Annotated in this window: 20 protein-coding genes; 15 read left to right on the top strand and 5 right to left on the bottom strand. The window is 42.4% G+C overall.

What is annotated here, in order from left to right:
- Nucleotides 1-10: 10 nt before the first annotated feature.
- The 13 genes from hpaB to HUX68_RS07970 all read left to right on the top strand — a co-directional run bounded on the left by hpaB (nt 11) and on the right by HUX68_RS07970 (nt 13,882).
- Nucleotides 11-1,471, top strand: a complete 1,461-nt coding sequence (hpaB, locus tag HUX68_RS08030; protein ID WP_174614335.1) for a 4-hydroxyphenylacetate 3-monooxygenase, oxygenase component — start codon at nt 11-13, stop codon at nt 1,469-1,471.
- 128 nt (nt 1,472-1,599) lie between these two features.
- The gene (hpaD, locus tag HUX68_RS08025; protein ID WP_174616389.1) at nt 1,600-2,583 is read left to right on the top strand and encodes a 3,4-dihydroxyphenylacetate 2,3-dioxygenase; all 984 of its coding nucleotides are present in this window, start codon (nt 1,600-1,602) and stop codon (nt 2,581-2,583) included.
- Between the two features lie 83 nt (nt 2,584-2,666).
- On the top strand, nt 2,667-3,149 hold the full coding sequence (locus tag HUX68_RS08020) for a flavin reductase family protein (RefSeq protein ID WP_174614334.1): 483 nt from the start codon (nt 2,667-2,669) through the stop codon (nt 3,147-3,149).
- 39 nt (nt 3,150-3,188) lie between these two features.
- Complete coding sequence (locus tag HUX68_RS08015) at nt 3,189-4,328, top strand: Leu/Phe/Val dehydrogenase (protein ID WP_246206629.1); 1,140 nt, start codon at nt 3,189-3,191, stop codon at nt 4,326-4,328.
- Nucleotides 4,329-4,470: 142 nt separating this feature from the next.
- Complete coding sequence (locus HUX68_RS08010) at nt 4,471-5,673, top strand: dihydrolipoamide acetyltransferase family protein (RefSeq protein ID WP_174614333.1); 1,203 nt, start codon at nt 4,471-4,473, stop codon at nt 5,671-5,673.
- Nucleotides 5,674-7,074 (top strand): dihydrolipoyl dehydrogenase family protein, encoded by a 1,401-nt coding sequence (locus HUX68_RS08005; RefSeq protein WP_174614332.1) that lies wholly within the window; start codon nt 5,674-5,676, stop codon nt 7,072-7,074.
- Nucleotides 7,075-7,118: 44 nt separating this feature from the next.
- Entirely contained in the window at nt 7,119-7,784 is a 666-nt protein-coding gene (locus HUX68_RS08000; protein WP_174614331.1) for a fumarylacetoacetate hydrolase family protein, read from the top strand.
- On the top strand, nt 7,784-8,539 hold the full coding sequence (locus HUX68_RS07995) for a fumarylacetoacetate hydrolase family protein (RefSeq protein ID WP_174614330.1): 756 nt from the start codon (nt 7,784-7,786) through the stop codon (nt 8,537-8,539). The genes HUX68_RS08000 and HUX68_RS07995 overlap by 1 nt, the downstream gene beginning before the upstream one ends.
- An 11-nt stretch (nt 8,540-8,550) precedes the next feature.
- Complete coding sequence (locus HUX68_RS07990) at nt 8,551-8,934, top strand: 5-carboxymethyl-2-hydroxymuconate Delta-isomerase (RefSeq protein ID WP_174614329.1); 384 nt, start codon at nt 8,551-8,553, stop codon at nt 8,932-8,934.
- A 216-nt stretch (nt 8,935-9,150) separates the two neighbouring features.
- A complete protein-coding gene (locus HUX68_RS07985; RefSeq protein ID WP_174614328.1) occupies nt 9,151-11,307 on the top strand; it encodes a DNA topoisomerase III in 2,157 nt (718 codons plus the stop codon).
- 227 nt (nt 11,308-11,534) lie between these two features.
- Entirely contained in the window at nt 11,535-13,022 is a 1,488-nt protein-coding gene (locus HUX68_RS07980; RefSeq protein ID WP_174614327.1) for a Na+/H+ antiporter NhaC family protein, read from the top strand.
- 222 nt (nt 13,023-13,244) lie between these two features.
- Nucleotides 13,245-13,556, top strand: coding sequence for a CHY zinc finger protein (locus HUX68_RS07975; protein ID WP_174614326.1), 312 nt, complete (start codon nt 13,245-13,247; stop codon nt 13,554-13,556).
- Between the two features lie 86 nt (nt 13,557-13,642).
- A complete protein-coding gene (locus HUX68_RS07970) occupies nt 13,643-13,882 on the top strand; it encodes a ferredoxin family protein (RefSeq protein ID WP_174614325.1) in 240 nt (79 codons plus the stop codon).
- 66 nt (nt 13,883-13,948) lie between these two features.
- Here the strand turns inward: HUX68_RS07970 and HUX68_RS19415 are convergent, their stop codons facing one another.
- Both HUX68_RS19415 and HUX68_RS07965 read right to left on the bottom strand, forming a co-directional pair.
- Nucleotides 13,949-14,083: a hypothetical protein gene (locus tag HUX68_RS19415; protein WP_281355708.1), complete on the bottom strand. Its 135-nt coding sequence runs from the start codon at nt 14,081-14,083 to the stop codon at nt 13,949-13,951.
- Between the two features lie 59 nt (nt 14,084-14,142).
- Nucleotides 14,143-16,185, bottom strand: coding sequence for a thioredoxin domain-containing protein (locus tag HUX68_RS07965; protein ID WP_174614324.1), 2,043 nt, complete (start codon nt 16,183-16,185; stop codon nt 14,143-14,145).
- A gap of 167 nt (nt 16,186-16,352) precedes the next feature.
- On the opposite strand from HUX68_RS07965, the gene HUX68_RS07960 reads away from it, so the two are divergent.
- A complete protein-coding gene (locus tag HUX68_RS07960) occupies nt 16,353-17,366 on the top strand; it encodes a DUF3231 family protein (protein WP_281355707.1) in 1,014 nt (337 codons plus the stop codon).
- A 104-nt stretch (nt 17,367-17,470) separates the two neighbouring features.
- Here HUX68_RS07960 and HUX68_RS07955 read toward each other — a convergent pair whose 3' ends face one another.
- The 3 genes from HUX68_RS07955 to HUX68_RS07945 form a co-directional block, all read right to left on the bottom strand.
- Nucleotides 17,471-17,632, bottom strand: a complete 162-nt coding sequence (locus HUX68_RS07955; RefSeq protein WP_174614323.1) for a hypothetical protein — start codon at nt 17,630-17,632, stop codon at nt 17,471-17,473.
- A gap of 321 nt (nt 17,633-17,953) precedes the next feature.
- Complete coding sequence (locus HUX68_RS07950; protein WP_174614322.1) at nt 17,954-18,373, bottom strand: YmaF family protein; 420 nt, start codon at nt 18,371-18,373, stop codon at nt 17,954-17,956.
- A gap of 229 nt (nt 18,374-18,602) precedes the next feature.
- Nucleotides 18,603-20,360, bottom strand: a complete 1,758-nt coding sequence (locus tag HUX68_RS07945; RefSeq protein WP_174614321.1) for a glycoside hydrolase family 13 protein — start codon at nt 20,358-20,360, stop codon at nt 18,603-18,605.
- Nucleotides 20,361-20,630: 270 nt separating this feature from the next.
- Between HUX68_RS07945 and HUX68_RS07940 the strand changes: the two genes are divergently transcribed.
- Nucleotides 20,631-21,911, top strand: a complete 1,281-nt coding sequence (locus HUX68_RS07940) for a sugar ABC transporter substrate-binding protein (protein ID WP_174614320.1) — start codon at nt 20,631-20,633, stop codon at nt 21,909-21,911.
- Nucleotides 21,912-21,958 lie beyond the last annotated feature (47 nt).

Here is a 21,958-nt window from a genome sequence, read left to right as displayed (position 1 = left end):
AGGAGAAATTATGCCGGCAAAAACGGGCGAGGAATATATTCAGGGGTTAAAGAAAGCAAACAATAACGTGTTCATTCATGGAGAGCGTGTGGATGATGTCACCACACATCCGGCATTCAAAAATGTGATCCAATCAATGGCAAACTTGTATGACCTGCAATACGAAAAACCGGACAAAATGCTGTATACATCACCAACAAGTGGTGACCGGGTAGGAATGACTTTCCTGCAGCCTAAATCCGTGGAAGATCTGATTAAAAGACGAGAGGCAATGCAGGAATGGGCGATGACGAGCGGAGGCATGATGGGACGTTCGCCGGATTATTTAAATGCTGAAGTGATGGCAATGGGAATGAATAATGAATTGTTTGCTGAAGCGGATCCATATTTTGCGGAAAATGCCCGAAATTTTTATGAGTACACCCGGGAAAATGATATCAGTCTGACACATACGCTGATCCATCCTCAGGTAAACCGGGCCAAAATGCAACACGAACAAAAGGATGCCAATGTCGCGCTGCATCTGGTTGAAAAGCGTGATGACGGGATTATCGTTGATGGAATTCGTCTTTTGGCGACCCAGGGAGGCATTACCGATGAAATTCTTGTGTTCCCGTCAACCGTAAAAAAAGCAGGAGAACATGATGATCCATATTCATTAGCATTTGCCGTACCAAACAATACACCTGGCTTGAAATTTATCAGCCGTGAAGCGTTTGACTACGGAAAAAATGACTGGGATCATCCATTAGGCTCCAGATTTGAAGAAGGAGATGCAATCGTTTCATTTGAAAATGTGTTTGTACCGTGGGAGCGCGTGTTTGTCTGCGGCAATTCATCTGTCTGTAACCGTACATTCCGTGAAACAAATGCTGTTGTTCATATGTCCCATCAGGTTGTTGCCAAAAATGTGATCAAGACCGAGTTTTTGCTTGGTGTTGTGTTGAATGTGATGGATGCGATTGGCATTGACCAGTTCCAGCATGTAAAAGATAAAGGGACCGAAATCATGCTGCATCTTGAGACGATTAAATCGCATCTGTACCGGGCGGAACACAACGCAAAACTTGATAAATCAGGAACGATGACACCGGATTTTGATGCCTTGAATGCTGCCCGTAACTGGTATCCGAGGATTTATCCAAGGATGACAGAAATTGTCAGGATTCTTGGTGCATCGGGATTGATGGGGATTCCAACTAAAGCAGATTTTCGTCACGAAGAGATTGGGCCGATTATCCATCGTGGATTACAGGGCAAAAACCTGGAGGGAGAAGAGAGAGTGCATTTATTCCGGCTCGCATGGGATATGACGCTGAGTGCATTCGGCTCCCGGCAGACTCATTATGAATACTATTTCTTTGGGGACCCGATCAAAATGGGAATGGCGTATTTTGACGGGTACGAAAAAGATTCCTATAAAAAATATGTCCAGGATTTCTTGACGAAGAGCCGCGGTGTGAATGTGTAAAGCAGATGTCGCACTTATGCTGGAAGGGAAAGCGAAGTGTATTTCCGCAGCGGTGGTACTACTATTTTTTGCTATCCGTCGCAGTTTAGTTCAAATAATTAACGAAAAAACAAAGGGGGGGGAGTATGATGAATGCAAATATTATCCGGTGTGCACGGGCCATTCTGCATGTGACCGATCTTGACGCATCACGGCATTTTTACGTGGACGTTCTTGGCTTCATTGAAACAGAAGCAGATGATAATCATATATATTTACGTGGACTTGAGGAGCATACACATCACAGCCTTGTCCTGAAAAAAGCTGATGAGCCGTGTGTGGAAGCGCTGGGATACAAAGTTAACTCAAACGATGATTTGAAAGCGCTGTCAGAAATGTTTGTGCAAAAGGGGTTCACAACAAAATGGCTGAATAAAGGTGAGCAGCATGCGATTGGCGATGCGCTTCGAGTGCAGGATGTCAATGGAATGCCGCTTGAGTTTTTTGCCGAAATCGATCCTGCAGAACGGATGCTGCAGCGATATGATATGTACAAAGGAGCCCGGATGCAGCGGATCGATCACGTTAATTACATGGTTTCGGATGTGGAGAAAGGATTTGACTTTTATCAAAATGAACTAGGATTTGCCTGCTCTGAATATACCGAAACAGAAAGCGGCAATATCTGGGCGGCGTGGCTGCACCGCAAGCAAACCGTTCATGATCTGGCGCTTATGAATGGAAAGGGTCCGAGACTCCATCATATTGGGTTCTGGCTCCCTGATCCGCTAGCGATTATTCATGCGTGTGACGTGCTTGCTGCAAGCGGGTATGGTGATAAAATCGAACGCGGCCCGGGGCGGCATGGGTTATCAAATGCATTTTTCCTGTATTTACGAGACCCGGATGGCCACCGGATTGAATTGTACAATGGGGACTACTTAACGAGTGACCCTGATTTCAAGCCGATTCGATGGGATATCAATGACCCAATGCGACAGACGTTTTGGGGACATGAAGCACCGGACTGCTGGTTCAATGAAGCTTCTCCGGTATTGGACGTATTGACTGGTGAAAAAGTCGAACAAAGATCCGCTAAATTGAAGCAGCACAAGCCGACATTTGTGATCTAAAAAATGAAAATGGATCTGGCTGCTTAAGCAGCCAGCAAGATTTTAAATTTCAGAGATTCATAAGAGAGGGTGTTTAACAGCAGATGGATGATCGTACATTCAGAACTGCAATGGGAAAGTTTGCGACAGGGGTTACCGTGATTACCACGGAAGTGAATGATGAGCCATACGGAATGACGGCAAATGCTTTTATGTCGGTATCTGTTGATCCAAAACTGGTTCTCATATCAATCGATGAAAAGGCACGTATGAACAATTATGTTCGAAAGGCCGGAAAATTCGCTGTCAGTATACTGAATGAAGATCAGCAGGATATGTCTGCATACTTTGCCGGACAGATGAAAGAGCATCGGTCGGTTTCCTTTGATCAGTTCAATAGTATGCCGGCGATACCGGGAGCGCTGGTCCACCTCACCTGTAATGTGCATGATTCGGTTATGGCCGGTGATCATACATTGTACATTGGCGAAGTAACCGATATCTGTATTACCGATGGTGAACCATTAACGTTTTTTTCCGGAAAATATAAGCAGATAAACGGCCCAGTGGGAGTAAAGGGAGTATAGCTGTGAGCTGTTTTATTCCAGGGGGAGGTACGGATAAAAGTGAAGCAGCTTGAAAAAACAATGACAATTGAACATGATTTGTTTCAAAAAATAGCCGGGCATGAACAGGTGATTTTTTGCAATGACCCGGCAACGGGACTGCAGGCAATCATTGCGATACATAACACCACATTAGGTCCTGCCTTAGGCGGAACACGAATGCTGCCATACGGTTCAGTGGAAGATGCTTTGGATGATGTACTGAGGCTATCTGAAGGGATGACGTATAAATGTGCAGCTGCCGACCTTGATTTTGGCGGTGGTAAAGCCGTTATCATCGGTGATCCGGCTAAGGATAAATCACCTGCAATGTTCCGGGCATTTGGTCAGTATGTGGAGTCACTGAACGGGCGTTTTTACACTGGTACAGACATGGGAACAACGATGGATGATTTCGTACATGCGATGAAAGAAACCAATTTTATCAATGGTGTCCCGGAGGCTTTTGGAGGCAGCGGGGACTCATCCATCCCAACTGCCCAGGGCGTTATGTACGGACTGAAAGCGACGAATTTTTTTCTTGATGGAACCAGCGAACTGGCTGGTAAAACGTATGCAATTCAGGGCCTCGGTAAAGTTGGTTTTAAAGTTGCCGAACAGCTGCTCCAGGCAGGCGCGGATATTTATGTTACGGATATAAACAGTAACTTACTGCTGAAAATGGAAAGAAGGGCTGCTGAACTGAAGGGAATGCTAAAAATAGTCGGACACGATGCAATTTATAGTGTGGATGCCGATGTTTTCGTACCGTGTGCCCTTGGTGGAATTCTAAATGACAGCGCGGTTGATCAGCTTCAGGTAAATGCTGTTGTCGGATCAGCGAATAATCAATTGCACAGGGCTGAACACGCTGAAAAATTAAGGAATAAAGGAATTTTATATGCACCTGACTATATCGTGAATTCAGGCGGACTTATTCAAGTGGCCGATGAACTGTATGGCCCGAACAAAGCACGGGTTCTAGTTAAGACGAAAGCAATTTATCATTCTTTACTCGAGGTATATGAGACAGCAGATAATGCATATATGACAACTGTGGAGGCTGCTGACCGTAAATGTAAAAAACGACTGAAAGTGCAGCGTCACCGCAGTAATTTTTTTACACGTGGGATAAGTCCGAAATGGAACATACGTCATTAGCAAAAAAACGAAACGCCTATCTGGACGGCAGCAAATTATTTATTAAATCAAGAAACCGATACAGGCATATGGTGTTTTTTGGGAAAATCGTGCTGTGTTTATCATGGGGGTCAAGAACGGTAAAATTCAGGGAGGTGTTACTGTGGCTGATGTTAAGTTTCATGATATTGGTGAAGGAATGAATGAGGGTGAAATCACAACCTATTTTGTGAAAATCGGTGATGAAGTTGCGGTTGATCAACCGCTCGTTGAATTGCAGACCGATAAAATGGTCGCGGAAATCCCTTCACCAGCCGCAGGAAAAATTACAGCCATTCATTTTAAGAAAGGAGAAGTAGTGACGGTCGGGACGGCGTTGATCGAAATTGATGATGGGACTGGTAAGGTGTCAGATGAAACTCCTTCTGCTCCGAAAAAAAAGAAAGCTGCGCAACAGAAAAGAACTAAACCTGATCAGAACAAGGATAAACTTGTGTCCAGCAGCTATAATCGGATTTTAGCGGCACCGTACACACGAAAAGTTGCCCGTGATCACGATATCGATATTGAAGAAATCAAGGGAACCGGCCCAGGGGGAAGAGTAACTGAGGAAGATGTTCATAACGCCATTGAGGGTGGGACTGAATCCGTTTCAAGGACGGTAAAGGAACCGGAAACAGATACAATTCCGTACACAGGTATACGGAAACAGATTGGTGATAATCTTACCAAATCAATCACAACTATTCCGCATGTCACGCATTTTGATGAAGTGGATTTAACGGATTTACTTGAATTCCGCCGGCAATTAAAGCAGGAAGGTGAATCGGTTTCCGTTGTTGCATTTTTTCTGAAGGCGGTAACGATTGCTTTAAAAGAACATCGGATTTTCAATGCGCATCTGGATGAGGAAAACAATGTTATCAGGCTTTCGAAAAGCTGTCATATCGGACTGGCAACAAACACAGATAAGGGGTTGCTAGTGCCGGTATTAAGGGATGTTGATCAAAAAAATATTCGTCAGATTAACATGGAAATGAAGGAACTGACGCAACAAGCTTTGGATGGGAAACTGAATGCAGGTGATATGAAGGATGGCACTTTCACAATCAGCAATGTTGGACCAATTGGGGGTACAGGGGCTACACCAATCATTAATCAACAGCAAACTGCAATTATGGCACTTCATAAAACAAAAAAGACACCGGTTGTGTTGGAAAATGATGAGATCGCGGTTCGACAAATGATGAACATGTCTCTTTCCTTTGATCACCGGGTGGCAGATGGCGTTGCTTCGGTTGAATTTACTAACCGTTTTATTGAATTACTTGAAAAACCGAATAAAATGTTATTGGAGCTGGTATAAATGGTTGTCGGCGAATTCGCGGAACAACGTGACCTCGTCATTGTCGGAGGCGGCCCGGGTGGTTACCAGGCTGCTATTCGCGCCGCCCAGCTGGGGAAATCGGTCACGTTAATTGAAAAAGATAAAGTTGGCGGGGTATGTTTGAACCAGGGGTGTATTCCCTCCAAAGTTTTCACACATGCCGCTGCAAAACTGGCTTCGGTACCAGTTATGGACGAAATGGGAATTGAAACAGGTGAAATGAAAGTAAATTTTGCCAGATTGCAGCAATATAAAACAATGGTTGTTGACCGACTGAATAACGGTGTGGAAGCGCTGATGAAATCGAATGAAATCGAAGTATTAACCGGCAATGCAAACTTTATCAATGATCATAAAATCGGTGTGGAAAATGGCCATCAATTTGATCTGTATGAATTTACCAATGCGATCATTGCTACGGGGAGCCATTCTGATTGGTCAGGGCCGGAGCATGAACGTGTGCTGCTGCCGGAATCAGCATACCAGTTGGAAGAAATACCGGGTTCATTAGTTATTTACGGAAATGACTACCGGGCACTGGAAGCAGCATTCAGCTTTGCACAACTGGGCACAAAGGTAAAACTTTTCCATGACGCTGATTTTCCATTTGATGATTCCATTAATCGGGAACTGGCGCGAATGCTGAAGAAGGCTAAAATTAAAGTGAAGCATGGTTATAAACTGCAAAGTGTCCATCCAGACAAGGAGAAAGTTTCCATAAACTTTTCCAAAGATGTTGAAAAAGTGGATGAAGAAGCTTCGTATTTACTTGTTTGTACAGGACAAAAGCCTAACCTGGAAAATTTGGGGGTCGAACGAACTGGTATGGACATAACGGCAGAAGGGTTCATTCAAACGGATAATAAGGCACAAACTTCCCTTCCTCATGTGTTTGCTGCTGGTGATGTGACAGGTGCCGGGTTTACAGCCGTGAAAGCCATTAAACAGGGGAAGGTCGCTGTGGAAACCATTGCCGGATTGAAAAGTGAAATTGATTTAACGCTTATGCCATCTGTTGTACATACGATACCGCCAATCGCTGCGGTTGGTCTTACTGAGAAACAAGCTGTCGAAGCCGGATACGAAACGAAGGTAAGCAGTTCATCGATGAACGGAAACAGTTATGGGGCAATAGCGAATGCAAGAGGGGGTCTTATAAAGATCGTGAAAGAGAATGAGACAGATATATTGCTCGGTGTTCATATGATTGGCTCCGGTGCTATTGAATTGATAGGTACAGCTGTAACTGCATTGGAAATGGCGGCACGTGAAGAAGATTTGAGGTTTCCGTCGTATCCGCATCCAAGTAATAATGAAGGATTGCTGGAGGCAGTCGAAGGTTTGTCAGGACTGGCCATTCATACACCAAAGAAACGCTGAACATTTTTTACAGTCGATACTATTGAAGCATAAGGAGGGATAGGTTGAACAGTATATTACCCGAAACAGGGACGGTTTATGGTGTTTTGTTTAATTTTCAGGGAGAATTGGAAGCTATGGCTGATGCATTACAGGAAAAACCGTACAAACAACCGCCGAAACGCCCAATACTCTATATTAAACCGAAAAATACCTATAATCATCATCAGGGGGAAGTGGAGATGCCGGAAGGTAAGTCGGTGCTTCAGGCTGGTGCAGCACTTGGCATTGTTTTTGGCAGGAAGACGGTAAATGTTCCGGCGGAAAAGGCGATGGATAATGTAATAGGATTTACCGTTGTTAATGACATCAGTATTCCGCATGACAGTTATTTTCGACCAAATATAAAAAATAAAGTCAGAGATGGGTCATGTCCAATTGGTCCTGTTGTTGCAAAAGAGTCCATTCATGATGCGGCGATGCTTCCAATTAGGGTATTTGTTAATAATGAAGTGGTTCAGGAAAATAATACTACTAATCTTGTACGTCCGGTGGAACAGCTCATTTCAGATATCAGCACGTTCATGACGTTTTCCAAAGGGGATATTTTGCTTGCCGGGGTTCCGGAAAATGCACCACTTGTTAAGGCGGGAGATATTGTCCGAATTGACATCAGTACTGTCGGTTCCCTGGAAAATAAAATCGTTTCCGTGAAAGATGGTGATTCATAATGCGGCATGCACGTGTGGCCTGTTTTGGTGGAATCCATGATGCGGTTGAAGTTGATGGAAAGCTGCATCTTGATGATGGCAGAGTTGTGGAGCAGACTGATGTTACTTGGCTGCCTCCGGTAGAGGCTGAAACGACCTTTGCATTGGGTCTGAACTATGCCGACCATGCCAGTGAGATCAGTTTTAATGCACCTGATGAACCACTTGTTTTTTTAAAGGGACCAAATGCACTTGTCGGACATAATGGACAATCACGTCGACCAAAGAATGCTGTCCACATGCATTATGAATGTGAACTTGCGGTTGTAATCGGGAAAACTGGCCGCAAAGTGAACCGTGTTGAAGCATATGATTATGTGGCAGGATATACCGTTGCCAATGATTATGTCATCCGGGACTACTTGGAAAATTATTACCGGCCTAATCTCGCTGCCAAAAACCGCGATAACCTGACACCAATTGGGCCATGGTTCGTGGATAAGCTGGATGTGGCAGATCCGATGCAACTTACTCTCCGGACGTATGTGAACGGCGAAAAGACGCAGGAAGGATCAACACGTGACATGGTTTTTGACATTCCATACCTGATTGAGTATTTAAGCGGTTTTATGACGCTTCATGAGAATGATGTTATTTTAACCGGTACACCAAAAGGAACAGTACATGTTTATGAAGGGGACGAGGTCATTACGGAAATTGAAGGTATCGGCTCGCTTAAAAATACAATAATCGGTGATAAGGAATTCAACAGATAAGGAGGGTTTTAGTGCCGCACATTATCGTCGAGTATACAGACAATATTGCCAACGATTCGGAAATACCCGCCCTGCTGAAAAAAATAAACGAAACACTGATTGCCCAGGACGGGGTTTTTCCAACCGGCGGGATTCGCGCCCGTGCCATCATGCTGACTGATTACTACATTGCCGATGGATCAGCAGATGATGCATTCGTCCATGCAACATTGAAAATTGCCCCTGGACGGTCGGATGAAGTGAAAAAGAAAACCTGCGACAATCTATTTCAGATGATGGAAGAACATTTTGTGGAGCTTTTCGAAACATGGTACATCGCGCTGTCGATGGAACTCGTTGAGTTTGGTAAGTTGGGAACGTACAAAAAGAATAATATACATGAACGGTTCAGATAGTTTAGGGCCTGGAACGCTTGTTGAGGTTCCGGGCATTTTTTGGCAGTTAAGAAAGTATAAAATCCACATGCTGAACAAAAACTTGAAAGCCCAAACAACATAAATTTTTGCCAATAGAAGGTGCCCCCGCCATAAATTCATAAGTGGCAGTTACTGCCATAGCTGCTCAAACTATGCTAAACTGACAGGAGAGCGAAACGAGAAAGGATTTTTTAAATGAGCAAAACTGTAGTATTAGCTGAAAAACCTTCCGTTGGCCGGGATATTGCACGGGTACTGAACTGCAATAAAAAAGGGAACGGCTTTTTGGAAGGATCGAAATATATTGTTACCTGGGCACTCGGCCATTTGGTGACACTGGCTGACCCGGAAGTATATGATGACAAACTGAAGACATGGCGGATGGAAGATTTGCCGATGCTGCCGAAAAGTCTCAAGTTGGTTGTCATTAAAAAAACCGGCAAGCAGTTCAGCAGTGTGAAAACCCAACTGAACCGAAATGATGTTCAGGACATTGTGATTGCAACCGACGCCGGACGGGAAGGAGAGCTGGTGGCACGTTGGATCATTGAAAAGTCCCGAACCAAAAAACCGGTAAAACGGCTGTGGATTTCATCGGTAACGGATAAAGCAATTCGGGATGGGTTTAAACATCTGAAGCCGGGGAAACAGTATGAAAACCTGTATCATGCAGCAGTGGCACGTTCGGAGGCGGATTGGTATGTCGGGTTGAATGCAACACGTGCCCTGACAACCAAGTTCAATGCCCAGCTTTCCAGTGGACGTGTTCAAACGCCGACCCTTGCTATGATCGCCTCGAGAGATAAGGAAATCAAAGAGTTCACGCCGAAGCAGTTTTATGGAATAGAAGCAAAAATGGATAAAGGGTTAAAACTAACCTGGCAGGATGCAAAAAACAACAGCCGGATTTTTTCAAAAGAAAAGGCCGATGCATTGCTGAAACAGTTAAAAAATCAGCCTGCCAAAGTTGTCAATGTTAATAAAGCACAAAAGAAAAAGCATGCCCCGCAACTTTATGATCTGACCGAATTGCAACGTGATGCGAACCGTATTTTCGGGTTTTCCGGAAAGCAGACATTGTCACTGATGCAAAAATTGTATGAACAGCATAAAGTACTCACATATCCACGAACCGATTCAAGGGTTATTTCAACCGATATTGTTCCAACACTGAAAGAGCGTGTGAAAGCGTGCGGGGTTGATCAGTACAGCCGTTTCGCCGGGAAAGTGCTCAAGCATGACTGGAAACTGCCAAAATCAGTCGTCGATAACAGCAAGGTTTCGGACCACCATGCGATTATTCCGACTGAGCAGCCGGTAATTCTAACAGAGCTGAATGATAAAGAACGGAAAATCTATGACCTGGTTGTTAAGCGGTTTTTGGCAGTACTGGCTGAGCCATACGAATATGAGCAGACAACAATAGAAGCCCAAATTGAAAATGAGCGTTTCAGTACGAAAGGCACAACTGTCAAAAAAATGGGCTGGAAAGAAATCTACAATGATTCCGAAAATGATCAGGGATTGCCGGATGTTCAAAAGGGAGATACATTCAAGCATTTGAAGCTTACAATCACAGATGGAGAAACGAAGCCGCCCGAGCGATTTACAGAGGGGGGCCTGCTGCAGGCAATGGAGAATCCAGTCCGATATTTGGGATCGGATAATAAGCAACTGGCTAAAACCATTAACCAGACTGGCGGACTTGGCACCGTTGCAACACGTGCGGATATTATTGAGAAGCTGTTCAACAGCCAGTACATGGAAATGCGCGGTAAACATATTTTCATTACCTCAAAAGGGAGACAATTGCTTGAACTTGTTCCCCAAGATTTAAAATCACCGGCACTCACTGCTGAATGGGAAACAAAACTTGGGCAGATCGCAGAAGGTAAGTTGAATAAAAACCAATTTATCAAAGAAATGAAGGATTATGCCCGGCAGGTTGTCCAGCAGATTAAGGCCAGTGATGAAACATTCAAGCACGATAATATGACTGGAACCAAATGCCCGGACTGTGGGAAATTAATGCTGGAGATTAAAAATAAACATGGACGTATGCTTGTTTGTCAGGATCGTTCGTGCGGACATAAAAAGAATATAGCTAAGCATACCAATGCCAGATGTCCGAACTGTCATAAACGGATGGAAATGCGCGGTGAAGGGGAAGGCAAAATGTTCACTTGCAAATGCGGGCATCGTGAAAAACTTTCCACCTTTAACAAACGTATGAAGCAGGAGAAAAAACAAAAAGTTTCCAAAAAAGATGTCAACAAATACTTGAAGAAACAGGATGATGGATTCACAAACAATGCACTTGCTGAACAGCTTGCCAAGTTGAAAAAAGATTGAAATTGGGGAGAAACCGCCGGGAAAGGTGGTTTCTTTATTCCTAATTGCTTTCTTACTGTATATAGTTCAACTGGTACTTTCGAATCAAATCGTTTCGATAAGACAGATTTTGGAGATTTTTGTAAACGATTACTAGTTAGAAAGGTTTAAATATTGTATAGTTTACTACAATTCTATGAGTAATTGTGATAAGCTTTAATAGAAATTGAATATTTGGGGGAAATACGATGTCAAACAATGAAGAATTGGAAAGAGCAACAGGAGAGAAATCGATCGACTCACTGCAATTCAGATTTGGCGCTTTTGGTGCAGCTGTACCGCTATTATTTTTTGTTGTTTTTGCAATAACAATCAGTGTTCTCCAGCTTGCCTCCCAAGTGGCGTTGGTGATGGGAGCCATAATTGGATTGACTTTGGGGTTGCTTCTCTGTAAAAGTAAATGGGAAGATTATGCACAAGGTTTATTCGATGGACTGGCACAGCCTGTTGGTGTTATCGCAATGGTTGCCTGGTTTTATGCGGGTATGTTTGCCCAGGTTCTGCAGGTAGGCGGACTCGTGGAAGGTCTTGTCTGGATTGGTGCCATTACCGGTGTTACAGGCGGTCTTTTTGTAGCATTGACATTTTTATTGGCAGCCACTTTTTCGACTGCAGTTGGTACAGGGTATGGAACAACCGTTGCATTCTGTACATTGATGTATCCTGCAGGTGTCGCTGTTGGAGGAGATCCGGTATTTATGTTTGCCGCTATTTTGGCTGGCGCTGTGTTTGGTGATAACCTGGCACCGGTTTCAGATACGACAATCGTCTCGGCAACAACACAGGATGCCGATGTCCCGGGGGTTGTACGCAGTCGTTTTAAATACGCAGTTGTTGCGGCAATTCCGGCTGTTATTTTATTTGCCATCTTTGGCGGCGGCGGGAATGCCGGTACTAATCAGGGCTCAATTGAGTCTATGATGGAATCTGTTAATCCAAGTGGACTCATTATGCTGATTCCGTTTTTGATTGTATTAATTCTGGCGCTGTCAGGACACCATTTGCTTACTTCTCTTACATGGGGTATTCTTTCAACGATTCCTTTAATATTCCTTATGCACCAATTTGGAATAAGCGGTAAGGAATTGGGTGACTTATTAAGTTTCAATCCTGATTCAGACACTGTAATTCAAGGTGCGTTGATAGAGGGGCTTACCGGATACTTCAATATGGCCATTCTTATTTTGTTAATTGTAGCTGCGGCTCATTTATTAAAATTAGGTGGGACAATGGATGCCATTACAACAGGTTTGATCAAATGGATTAAAAATTCTGTCCGCAGAGCCGAGCTTGCCATCTGGGGAATTGTTGCGCTATTAAACAGCTCCATTACGATCAATACTGCTGCTGAAATTGCGGCAGCGCCATTTGTAAAAGAAATCGGATCAAAATACCGCATTCACCGTTATCGTCTGGCTAACATGCTTGATGCGGTAACCTCATCACTAGGGTATATTTTTCCTTGGGGTGCACCTGTTTTGCTCGGCTGGTCAACAATTCAAACGATGAAGGAAACGTATAATTGGCTGCCGGTTGTTGAACCGACAGCAGTGTGGCCATTCGTTTTCCACGGCTGGTTCCTGTTTATCGTGATGCTGATTGCGGCACTAACCGGTTGGGGGCTGCGCTACCAAGGCAAAAATAATGAAGAATTGAAAGAGCGTCCGAAAGATTAATAATCGTAAATAGAATGGAAGGGCGGAGAACTTTATTAAGGTTCTCTGCTCTTTTTAGCAGTTAAGAATGTATAATTACTTTCTTACTACATAAGTGCAACTAAGGTTGTCATCTAAAGGCATGGTGACAACCAATTTTTCTAATACTCCACTAATTTAAGCAGCCATTTTTGCGTTTTCTCCGCTTTATACTATACTGATAGATAGAAATGGGGGCGGCGTATGAAAGTGACGGGCGCGATCGACAAAGAGACAAGATGCAGTCATTATTATGAAAATAATGACATCATTGCTATAAAATTTTATTGTTGCAAGGAATATTTTCCATGTTATCAATGCCATGCTGAATACGGATGTGGCCATAATAAAGTATGGCCAAAAGTTAAATTTGACGAAAAGGCGATTCTTTGTGGAAACTGTAAGAATGAACTGACCATAAATGAATATTTGAACGGCGGATACAGCTGTCCAAACTGTTATGCTTCATTTAATCCCGGCTGTTCCATCCATTATCATTTGTATTTTCAAAAATAAAAATGGCTTGTATGAGCTGTTTACTTGCATTGAACGCAGGATGTATCATTTAATTGTATTGATGTGAATAAAGGAGGGTACGATAGATGGCTTTTGTAATATTGGACCCCTGCCGCCAGGAGAAATCAGCAGAGTGCTTAACAGTTTGTCCGGTAGACTGTATTGAAGAGGGGACGGAACAATTTTACATAGATCCGGATGTCTGTATTGACTGTGGTGCCTGTAAAGCAGTATGTCCGGTAGATGCAATCGTTGAAGAATACGACCTGAGTCCTGATCAGGAAACTTATCTGGAACAGGCTGAAGAGTTCTTTAAAAATAGATAGCCAAATAAAAACCCTTGTACAAATCCGGGTTAAGGATGTACAAGGGTTTTTGGGTACAGTATGGCATTATTCATCTTCGGCCTGGACTGCTATTTTGCTGGCAACCCAGCGTTTGGCAGTTTCCTCATCAATTTCATAGATTTTGCCCGCGCGAAGCAAATCACCATGATAGGCGGTCTGTACATTCATTTTAATTCTCATCAAAAGTCTCCCCAATCAATAGCCTACGTTATAATTATAGCACATCAATGACCGACTGATTAATTTTCCCTGATTAGCTGCCAGGCTTTGTCAATATCAGTTACAGGTTGATGGCATGTAAAGTTTTCGCAAATATAGATGCTTGTCCTGTTGCCAATTTTACGGTATTCCGACGCGAAAGCAGCTGTATCAGATAAAGTATCCGGATTTTCGGTAACCAGCAGGCTAATGTCAGGGTTGAAATCCACCTGTAACTGGTTCGTAAATTCATTTTCGTCCCCAATCACGACAACTTCTTTCGACGGGTATTCCATAAACAGCACACTTTGAATAAAATGAGTGCTGGCGGCGACAGCTGATGAAACATCATTATGGAAAGCGTACGACATTTCTTCCATGTTATTAAAATAGTTGGTTTCGCCCGTTAAATGTCCAAGGCGCACCAAACAATTGGCAGCAACACTGTTTCCGGAAGGCAATGCGCCATCATATATTTCTTTTTCCCTAGTCAGAAGTTGTTCGCTGTCTTCTCCATTGAAAAAGAATCCGCCATGCGTATTGTCCCAGAAAAGATTCAGCATTCCGTCAACAGTTTCTTTGGCTTTTTGAAGATATTCAGTCGAAAAATCAGCTTCATATAATTCAATGTATGCCCATGTCAGATATGCATAATCGTCAAGATAACCGTTGAATTTCACCTCGCCATCCCGGTATCGTGCTTTAATTCGGCCATCTTGAATCAGGTTATCTTGAATAAATCGGACCGATTCTGCTGCGGTTTCAACATATTCCGGTGTATGAAAGGTCTTTCCTGCTTTTGCAAGTGCAGCAATCATCATGGCATTCCATGATGTTAATACTTTATCATCGACATGCGGATAAACTCGCTGTTCGCGGGCGTGAAGGAGCTTACTCCGTGAGTCGTCCAGCGATTCTTTCAGTTGCTCCAGCGTCAGATTGTTTTCATCTGCAATGGCTGGAAGTGATACTTCAGACAGGTTCGGAACATTTTTTCCTTCAAAATTCCCTTCCGGCGTAATGTCATAAGCTGCAGTAAACAGCTTCCCCGCATCTTCACCCAAAATATCCATGACTTCATTGAACTCCCACACGTAATACTTTCCTTCCACACCTTCTGAATCAGCATCAATTGCCGAGTGGAAAGCACCTTCCGAATTACGCATCTCACGCATGACAAACTCGATGATTTGCTTACTAACTTTTTTATAAAAAGGATTTTTCGTAACTTGGTAGCACTCGGTATATGCGATTAAAAGCAATGCATTGTCGTACAGCATTTTTTCAAAATGAGGAACAAGCCACTTTTCATCTGTTGAATACCGGGCAAAGCCAAAACCGATATGATCATAAATCCCGCCTGCTGCCATATTTTGCAAGGTGTTTTCAACCATTTTAAGTGCTGCAGTTTTTCCAGTGAAATGATGGTACCGCAATAAAAACAGCAAATTTTGCGGAGCGGGGAATTTTGGTGCCGCCCCGAATCCGCCATTTGAAAAATCAAACCGTTTGCCAAGCTGTCTGGCTGCTTCATCCGTGATTTCTTTCGTCAGCCGATTTTCACTTCTTTCAGAGACTGCTTTTTCCAGCGCATCTGTTACGCTTTTGGTAACCTTGTCAATTTGCTCCGGATCCTGTTTGAATTTTTGATACAGTTGTGTCAAAACATCCATGATGCCTGGCATTCCATATTTGCTTTCACGGGGAAAATAAGTACCGGCATAAAACGGTATTTTGTCAGGAGTCATGAAAATTGATAGCGGCCATCCGCCTTGTCCGGTCATCATCTGGCAGACTTTCATATAAACGGAGTCAACATCCGGCCGTTCTTCCCGGTCAACTTTAATGGCGATATAATGTTCATTCAGAAAGCTGGCAACTTCCTTATCCTCAAATGATTCATGGGCGAGGACATGACACCAATGGCATGTTGAGTAACCGATGGAAAGAAAGATCGGTTTGTCCTCAGCTTCAGCTTTTGCGAATGCCTCCTCTCCCCATGGATACCAATTGACAGGGTTATAAGCATGTTGGAGCAGGTAAGGACTTTTTTCATTGATTAACCTGTTTGGATTACTATGCATGGTGGTATCAGCTTCTTTCGTTTAGTGATTTTGAACCTAGTTTAACTGATAATTCCAGATTAATACAAACGGATAGGTGTGATTCAGGAACAAGTATGTGATACATATCACAGCTGATCTTTGGGGATACATAAAGTAACATTCATAATTAATTGGAGGGAGCAAGAGTGGCACCTGATGAAAAAAATATAAAGCTGACCTCGGCAGAAATCACACAACTTTGGACAGCATACATGAAAGAAACTTCAAACGTATGTCAATTGCAATATTTTTTGGCTAAGGTAGAAGATGAAGAAATCAGACCTATTATTCAACATGTTTTAGAGTTGGCTCAGTCACATGTAAATAAAATCACTGCGATCTTTAACGCGGAAAATTACCCGATACCATATGGCTTTAAAGTCGAGGAAGATGTTGATATAACTGCCCCCAGGCTCTTTTCAGACAACTTTATTCTGAACTACCTGCATACAATGGGGGGGATTGTTTTACAGTCTTTTGCAACGGGGGTACAGTTGGCTGTCAGAGCGGATGTTTATAGTTATTTCACTGAATGCCTGCAGGAAGCCACGGAAACGCTAAGAGAAATAAGGGAGTTATTGCTATCTAAAGGATTATTTATACGGACACCGAACCTTCCGATACCAGAGAGTTATGATTTTGTAAAAAATAAAAGTTTCCTTACCGGTTATTTTGGAGAGAGGAGACCATTAACAGGTGCAGAAATAACAAATATAAACATGAATTATCAACGAAATGCATTGGGAACGGCAGTTATGATTGGGTTTAGTCAAGGGGCACAATCCAAAGAAGTAAGACAGTTTCTTGTCAAAGGAAAAGAAATCGCTCAAAAGCATTGTGATGTCTTTAGTTCTATCTTAACAGAAGATGATATACCAGTACCTATGACATGGAATACAGAAATAACCGACTCCACTACATCTGTTTTTTCTGATAAGTATGTGATGTTTGTAACAACTGCTCTAATTGCTTTAAGTGTTGGATTTTATGGTACAAGTATGTCGATGTCACCCAGAAGGGATTTAGGCGCGAAATATGGTAAGCTGTCAGGTGAAATACTTAAATATGCTGATGACGGAGCAAAGATTATGATTAAAAATGGTTGGATGGAAGAACCGCCAAGGGCTTTGGACAGGGATGAATTAGCAAAGAAAAAATAAACGCAAGCCATTTTCGATCTGAATTGGATTGGAGAGTTATTTTTCATTGGATGCTCATCAGTTGGGAGCATCCTTTTTAAAAATTTTAATGTGAATATTTTATGTTAGTATTGATAAGGTTGTCGCTTACTTCTCCGGTTGTCCTCTTCGGTGAATTTTTGGTTTGCAATCCATTTCAGAAGGTTATCTTCTTCCTCAGTAAGATCTCTATTCAGTTTGTTTTCAAACTCATGAGATATTTTTTTATACAGGATGACCGGGTTCATCAAGCTCCCTCCTATAGTAATAATAACCTAATTATAACAATATTTCTGAAAATATTAAATATAAACAATTAGTTTGTAATGTAATTGTAAAATAAATAGCAATATTAACCAGAGATAAAGCAAAATAATAAAGGGAAGGAACGTTAAATGTGATACGAAATACCCTCTATAAAGGAAAATAGAGGGTAAGGTATCTGTACAATATAATCTTCTTCAGGAGTTTCAAGGTTCTTTTGATAGGTAAAAAGACCAAAAAATACTGACAATGATTGTATTATGCCATGTTCGAATATTAAAACGGGCAGGTATAATGAAGCTCGGTTAGTTTTGGGATGGTGCTGTATAACCTTTTACTACATGTGTGTGCCCATCATTTTCCGTTGTCGTCAATTCGGCATAATGCGTATGGTAGCCATTACCGAGTGGAATCGGTGGGCTCGTATATGCCTTGTAACGATGAATATGTTCATCATCATATGTCGTATTGCCATAGATAATATGAACATGACCGTCTTCAGATTCAATCGGTGTACTGGTTACACCAGGGTGGAGGTGAGTGTGTCCGTCATCACAGGTGGTTGAACCGTAATGAGCGTGTGTATGCCCTTCCTGACGATCACCGCTTCTATTCAATTGTTGCGATCCTTCTTCCGGACGATTAAAATTATACGGGTGCTGCATCCAGTGTTGGCCGGCGGGGGGATATGCGCTATAAGGGACTGGGATTATACCATAATACATATAAACATTCCTCCTGTATATTTTCATCGCTATAAGTGTATGCATCAGATGCCCAGATGGTACTGATGAATTTCAAATGTATGTCAGAATATACTAATAATCCCCGTAAAATTGAGCGAAAAATATTACCCCAAACAATTAGAACGTAAAAAGGTGATGCTTTACTTCAGCTTGGTTCCATTACATCTTTGCTGACAAATTTTTTGGACATCATTTTGTTCATCAATTATTATCTATTGTCATCACGCTCAATCTTAATTACTGAAAAGTCATATGCTCCCGTATCTATGAATGATGAGTTTTTCATAACCTCTCCCGTCCATAGATTAACCGCATTGTCAGTATGAAATGGTCTTCTAAGAGAACGATTTGATGGATTAATAATAAAAACTATTTTTTCATCGCCAAATCTCTTTTCATAGACGATAGAGTTGGATTCATTGTCCGATTCAGTAAAGCGAAAACTTCCATTGCTGCCAAACGCAGGCTCTGATTTACGCAATTGAATCAGTTTTTTAATAAACTCCCGCAACTCCAGGTCCTGCTCATCTGTATTCCAGACCATGCATTTACGACATCCGGGATCCTGTCCCCCTGTCATTCCAATTTCATCACCATAATAGATACAAGGCGTTCCCTTGAAGGAAAACTGCATTACGAAAAGCAGTTTGGCTCGCTGTTTGTCATTGTCGCAGAGGGTTAGCAGCCGCTCCGTATCATGACTGTCGAGCAGATTAAAAGCTGCTTCATTAACATTTTCCGGATACGATGTGAGAACGCTGGAAATTTGATTGGCAAATTGTTCAGCATTTAGCGTTCTTTTTCCTAAATAGTCGAGCGCAGCAAGCGTGAATGGATAGTTCATGACTGCATCGAACTGGTCTCCCTGCAGCCAGGGCATAGAGTCATGCCAGATTTCTCCTAGAATATATACGTCCGGTTTAACTGCTTTAACCTCTTTCCGGAAATCCCGCCAAAATTGGTGGTCGACTTCGTTCGCCACATCTAGGCGCCAGCCATCAATATCAAATTCTTTGATCCAGTATGTCGCAACATCAAGCAGGTATTGTTTTACGTCAGGGTTTTCGGTATTGAGTTTGGGCATGTGTGGTGTGAAAGCGAATGAATAAAAGGTTGGCTGCGGTTCGGTCTTAACAGGGAACTCCTTGATATGAAACCAATTTTTATACAGTGATTCAGCCCCATTTTCAAGCACATCCTGAAACTGCGGGAAGTAATACCCACTGTGATTAAATACTGCATCAAGCATAACTCGAATTCCCTTTTCATGGCAGCGCTGTACAAGCTCACGGAACTTTTCTTTCGTGCCGAATTGCGGGTCGATTTCCATGTAGTCAATCGTGTCATATTTATGATTGGAGTATGCTTTAAAGATTGGTGTGAAATAAATTCCGGTAATACCCAGATCCTCAAGATAATCAAGATGGTCAATTACACCTTGAAAGTCTCCCCCGAAGAAATTCTCCTGAGCCGGCTCTGCACTTCCCCATGGCAACGTACCCTCAGGATCATTGGAGAAGTCACCATTTCCAAACCGTTCGGGGAAAATCTGATACCAAATTGTGTCCTTCACCCAGTCAGGCGTATGAAAAACGTCAGCCTGGTTCAGGAAAGGGAAACAGAAGTAATAGGCGACATCATCAAAAGGTGCGTCATGGTAAAACCCTTTTTCAGTGTATACAAGTTTTTCATTGCTGCTGTTCAGTTCAAATCCATACCGCAACCGGCGGAATGGAGGTTTAATTTCAACCAGCCAGTAATCAAAAAGATCGTTGCTTGCCTGCAAAGACATCTCACTCCGGTGAACCTTCCAGCCTTCCTCAGTCCAGTCGTAGGGATCCCCGTGAATCAGTATGACATTATCGACATCATCTCGTTTGGTCCGAAGCCGAATGTGCAATGTTTCGGCATCATAAGCATAGGCAAAATTATTTTTCGGTCGGTGATAAACTGCTTCTTTCATCATAAAAATACCCCTTTCTATTAGAAAACCCCTTCTCCATCTGCCGGAAAAACGGGGTTGTTGTGCAAGACAATGCATTGCCCTCAAAATATGATTACTTTTAGTAAATAGAATTTGCCTGCAAATGTCAATAAAAGATTAAAATTTTAAAAACTTTTGCGAAAACGGTTGCACAATTTAAAGAATGCGTTTACAATAAAAATCAGAATTTGTGCAAACGATTTCGTGAAACTGGTTTTGCATTTACTAAATCCTAAAGGGGGAAAATTTGTAATGAAGAAATCTTCATATCTATTAATCGCGGCATTTATGTTTGCCATTCTAGTATTGGCAGCATGTGCTCCGGAACGTTCAGAAAGTACAGGTGAGGGAAGTGACAGTGAGAGTTCCAAGGAAACTGCTGAAAAACCCGAATCTCTGTCCATCTGGGCAAACGATGAGGAAAAACAGCTGGAAGCAATTAAGGATATTGTAGCTGACTATGAAAAAGAAACAGGAATTAAGGTTAAGGTTGAAAAGAAATCTATGCTCGATCAGATGGAACAATTGGCGTTAGCCGGTCCTGAAGGAAATGGCCCGGACTTATTTTTCCAGCCGCATGACCGGATTGGTAACATTGTGGCACAAGGACTTGCTGAACCAATTGATATGGCAGATGATGTGAAAAGCACATACAGTGACGCAGCAGTCGAAGCGGTAACATATCAGTACAATGGTAAAACTGCTCAGTATGGTTACCCGGCAGTTATTGAAACATACGGTGTATTTTACAATACGGATATCGTAAAAGAAGCACCGGAAACGATCAACGATTTAAAAGCACTTCTTGAAAACAAGACGAATCCATCAAAAGATCAGTATGGATTTATGATGAAACCGAATGATTTATATTTCTCCATTCCATTCTTCTATAACTTTGGCGGTTATATTTTCGGAGGAGAAGAAGGGGAATATAATACTGATGATATCGGTCTGAATAACGAAGGTTCCGTAAAGGGCGGAAAGTTATTTCAATCTTTTTTTGGTGAAGGTAAAATCCCCCCATCAACAACAACTGATGTTATTGATGGATTGTTCAATGATGGAAAAGTTGGTGCAGTCATCAATGGTCCATGGGCAATTGTAGGTTATAAAGAGGCATTAGGTGACAAACTTGCTTTTACGCCATTCCCAAAAATTAACGGTGAACAAGGTCAAACTTTTGTCGGGGTGAAATCATGGATGGTTTCCTACTATTCCGAGAAAAAACATTGGGCTAAAGATCTGGCAGCATTTATGACAAATCAGGAAAATTCCAAGCATTATTTTGAAGTTGCAGGAGAGCTTGCTCCAAACAAAGAGGCACTTTCATCCATTGAAGATCCAATTTATGCAGCTTTTGCGGAACAGATTAAACACGGTGTGCCAATGCCAAGTACACCGGCAATGCAGCAAGTTTGGGAACCATTCAACAATGCATTGCAGTTTATTGCTGAAGGTGAAGATGTGAAGCCTGTACTGGATGAAGCGGTTAAGCAAATAAAAACGAATATCCAGGCAAGTGGCGCAGAGTAAGTATTATTTTGATGGGAGGGGTCAGCTCTTCCCATCATTCTATTTTA

The organism is Virgibacillus ihumii, from assembly GCF_902726655.1.
Lineage (GTDB): Bacteria > Bacillota > Bacilli > Bacillales > Amphibacillaceae > Lentibacillus > Lentibacillus ihumii.
Note: the sequence above shows the minus strand (reverse complement) of the source record. Positions and strands in the feature narration are given on the sequence as shown.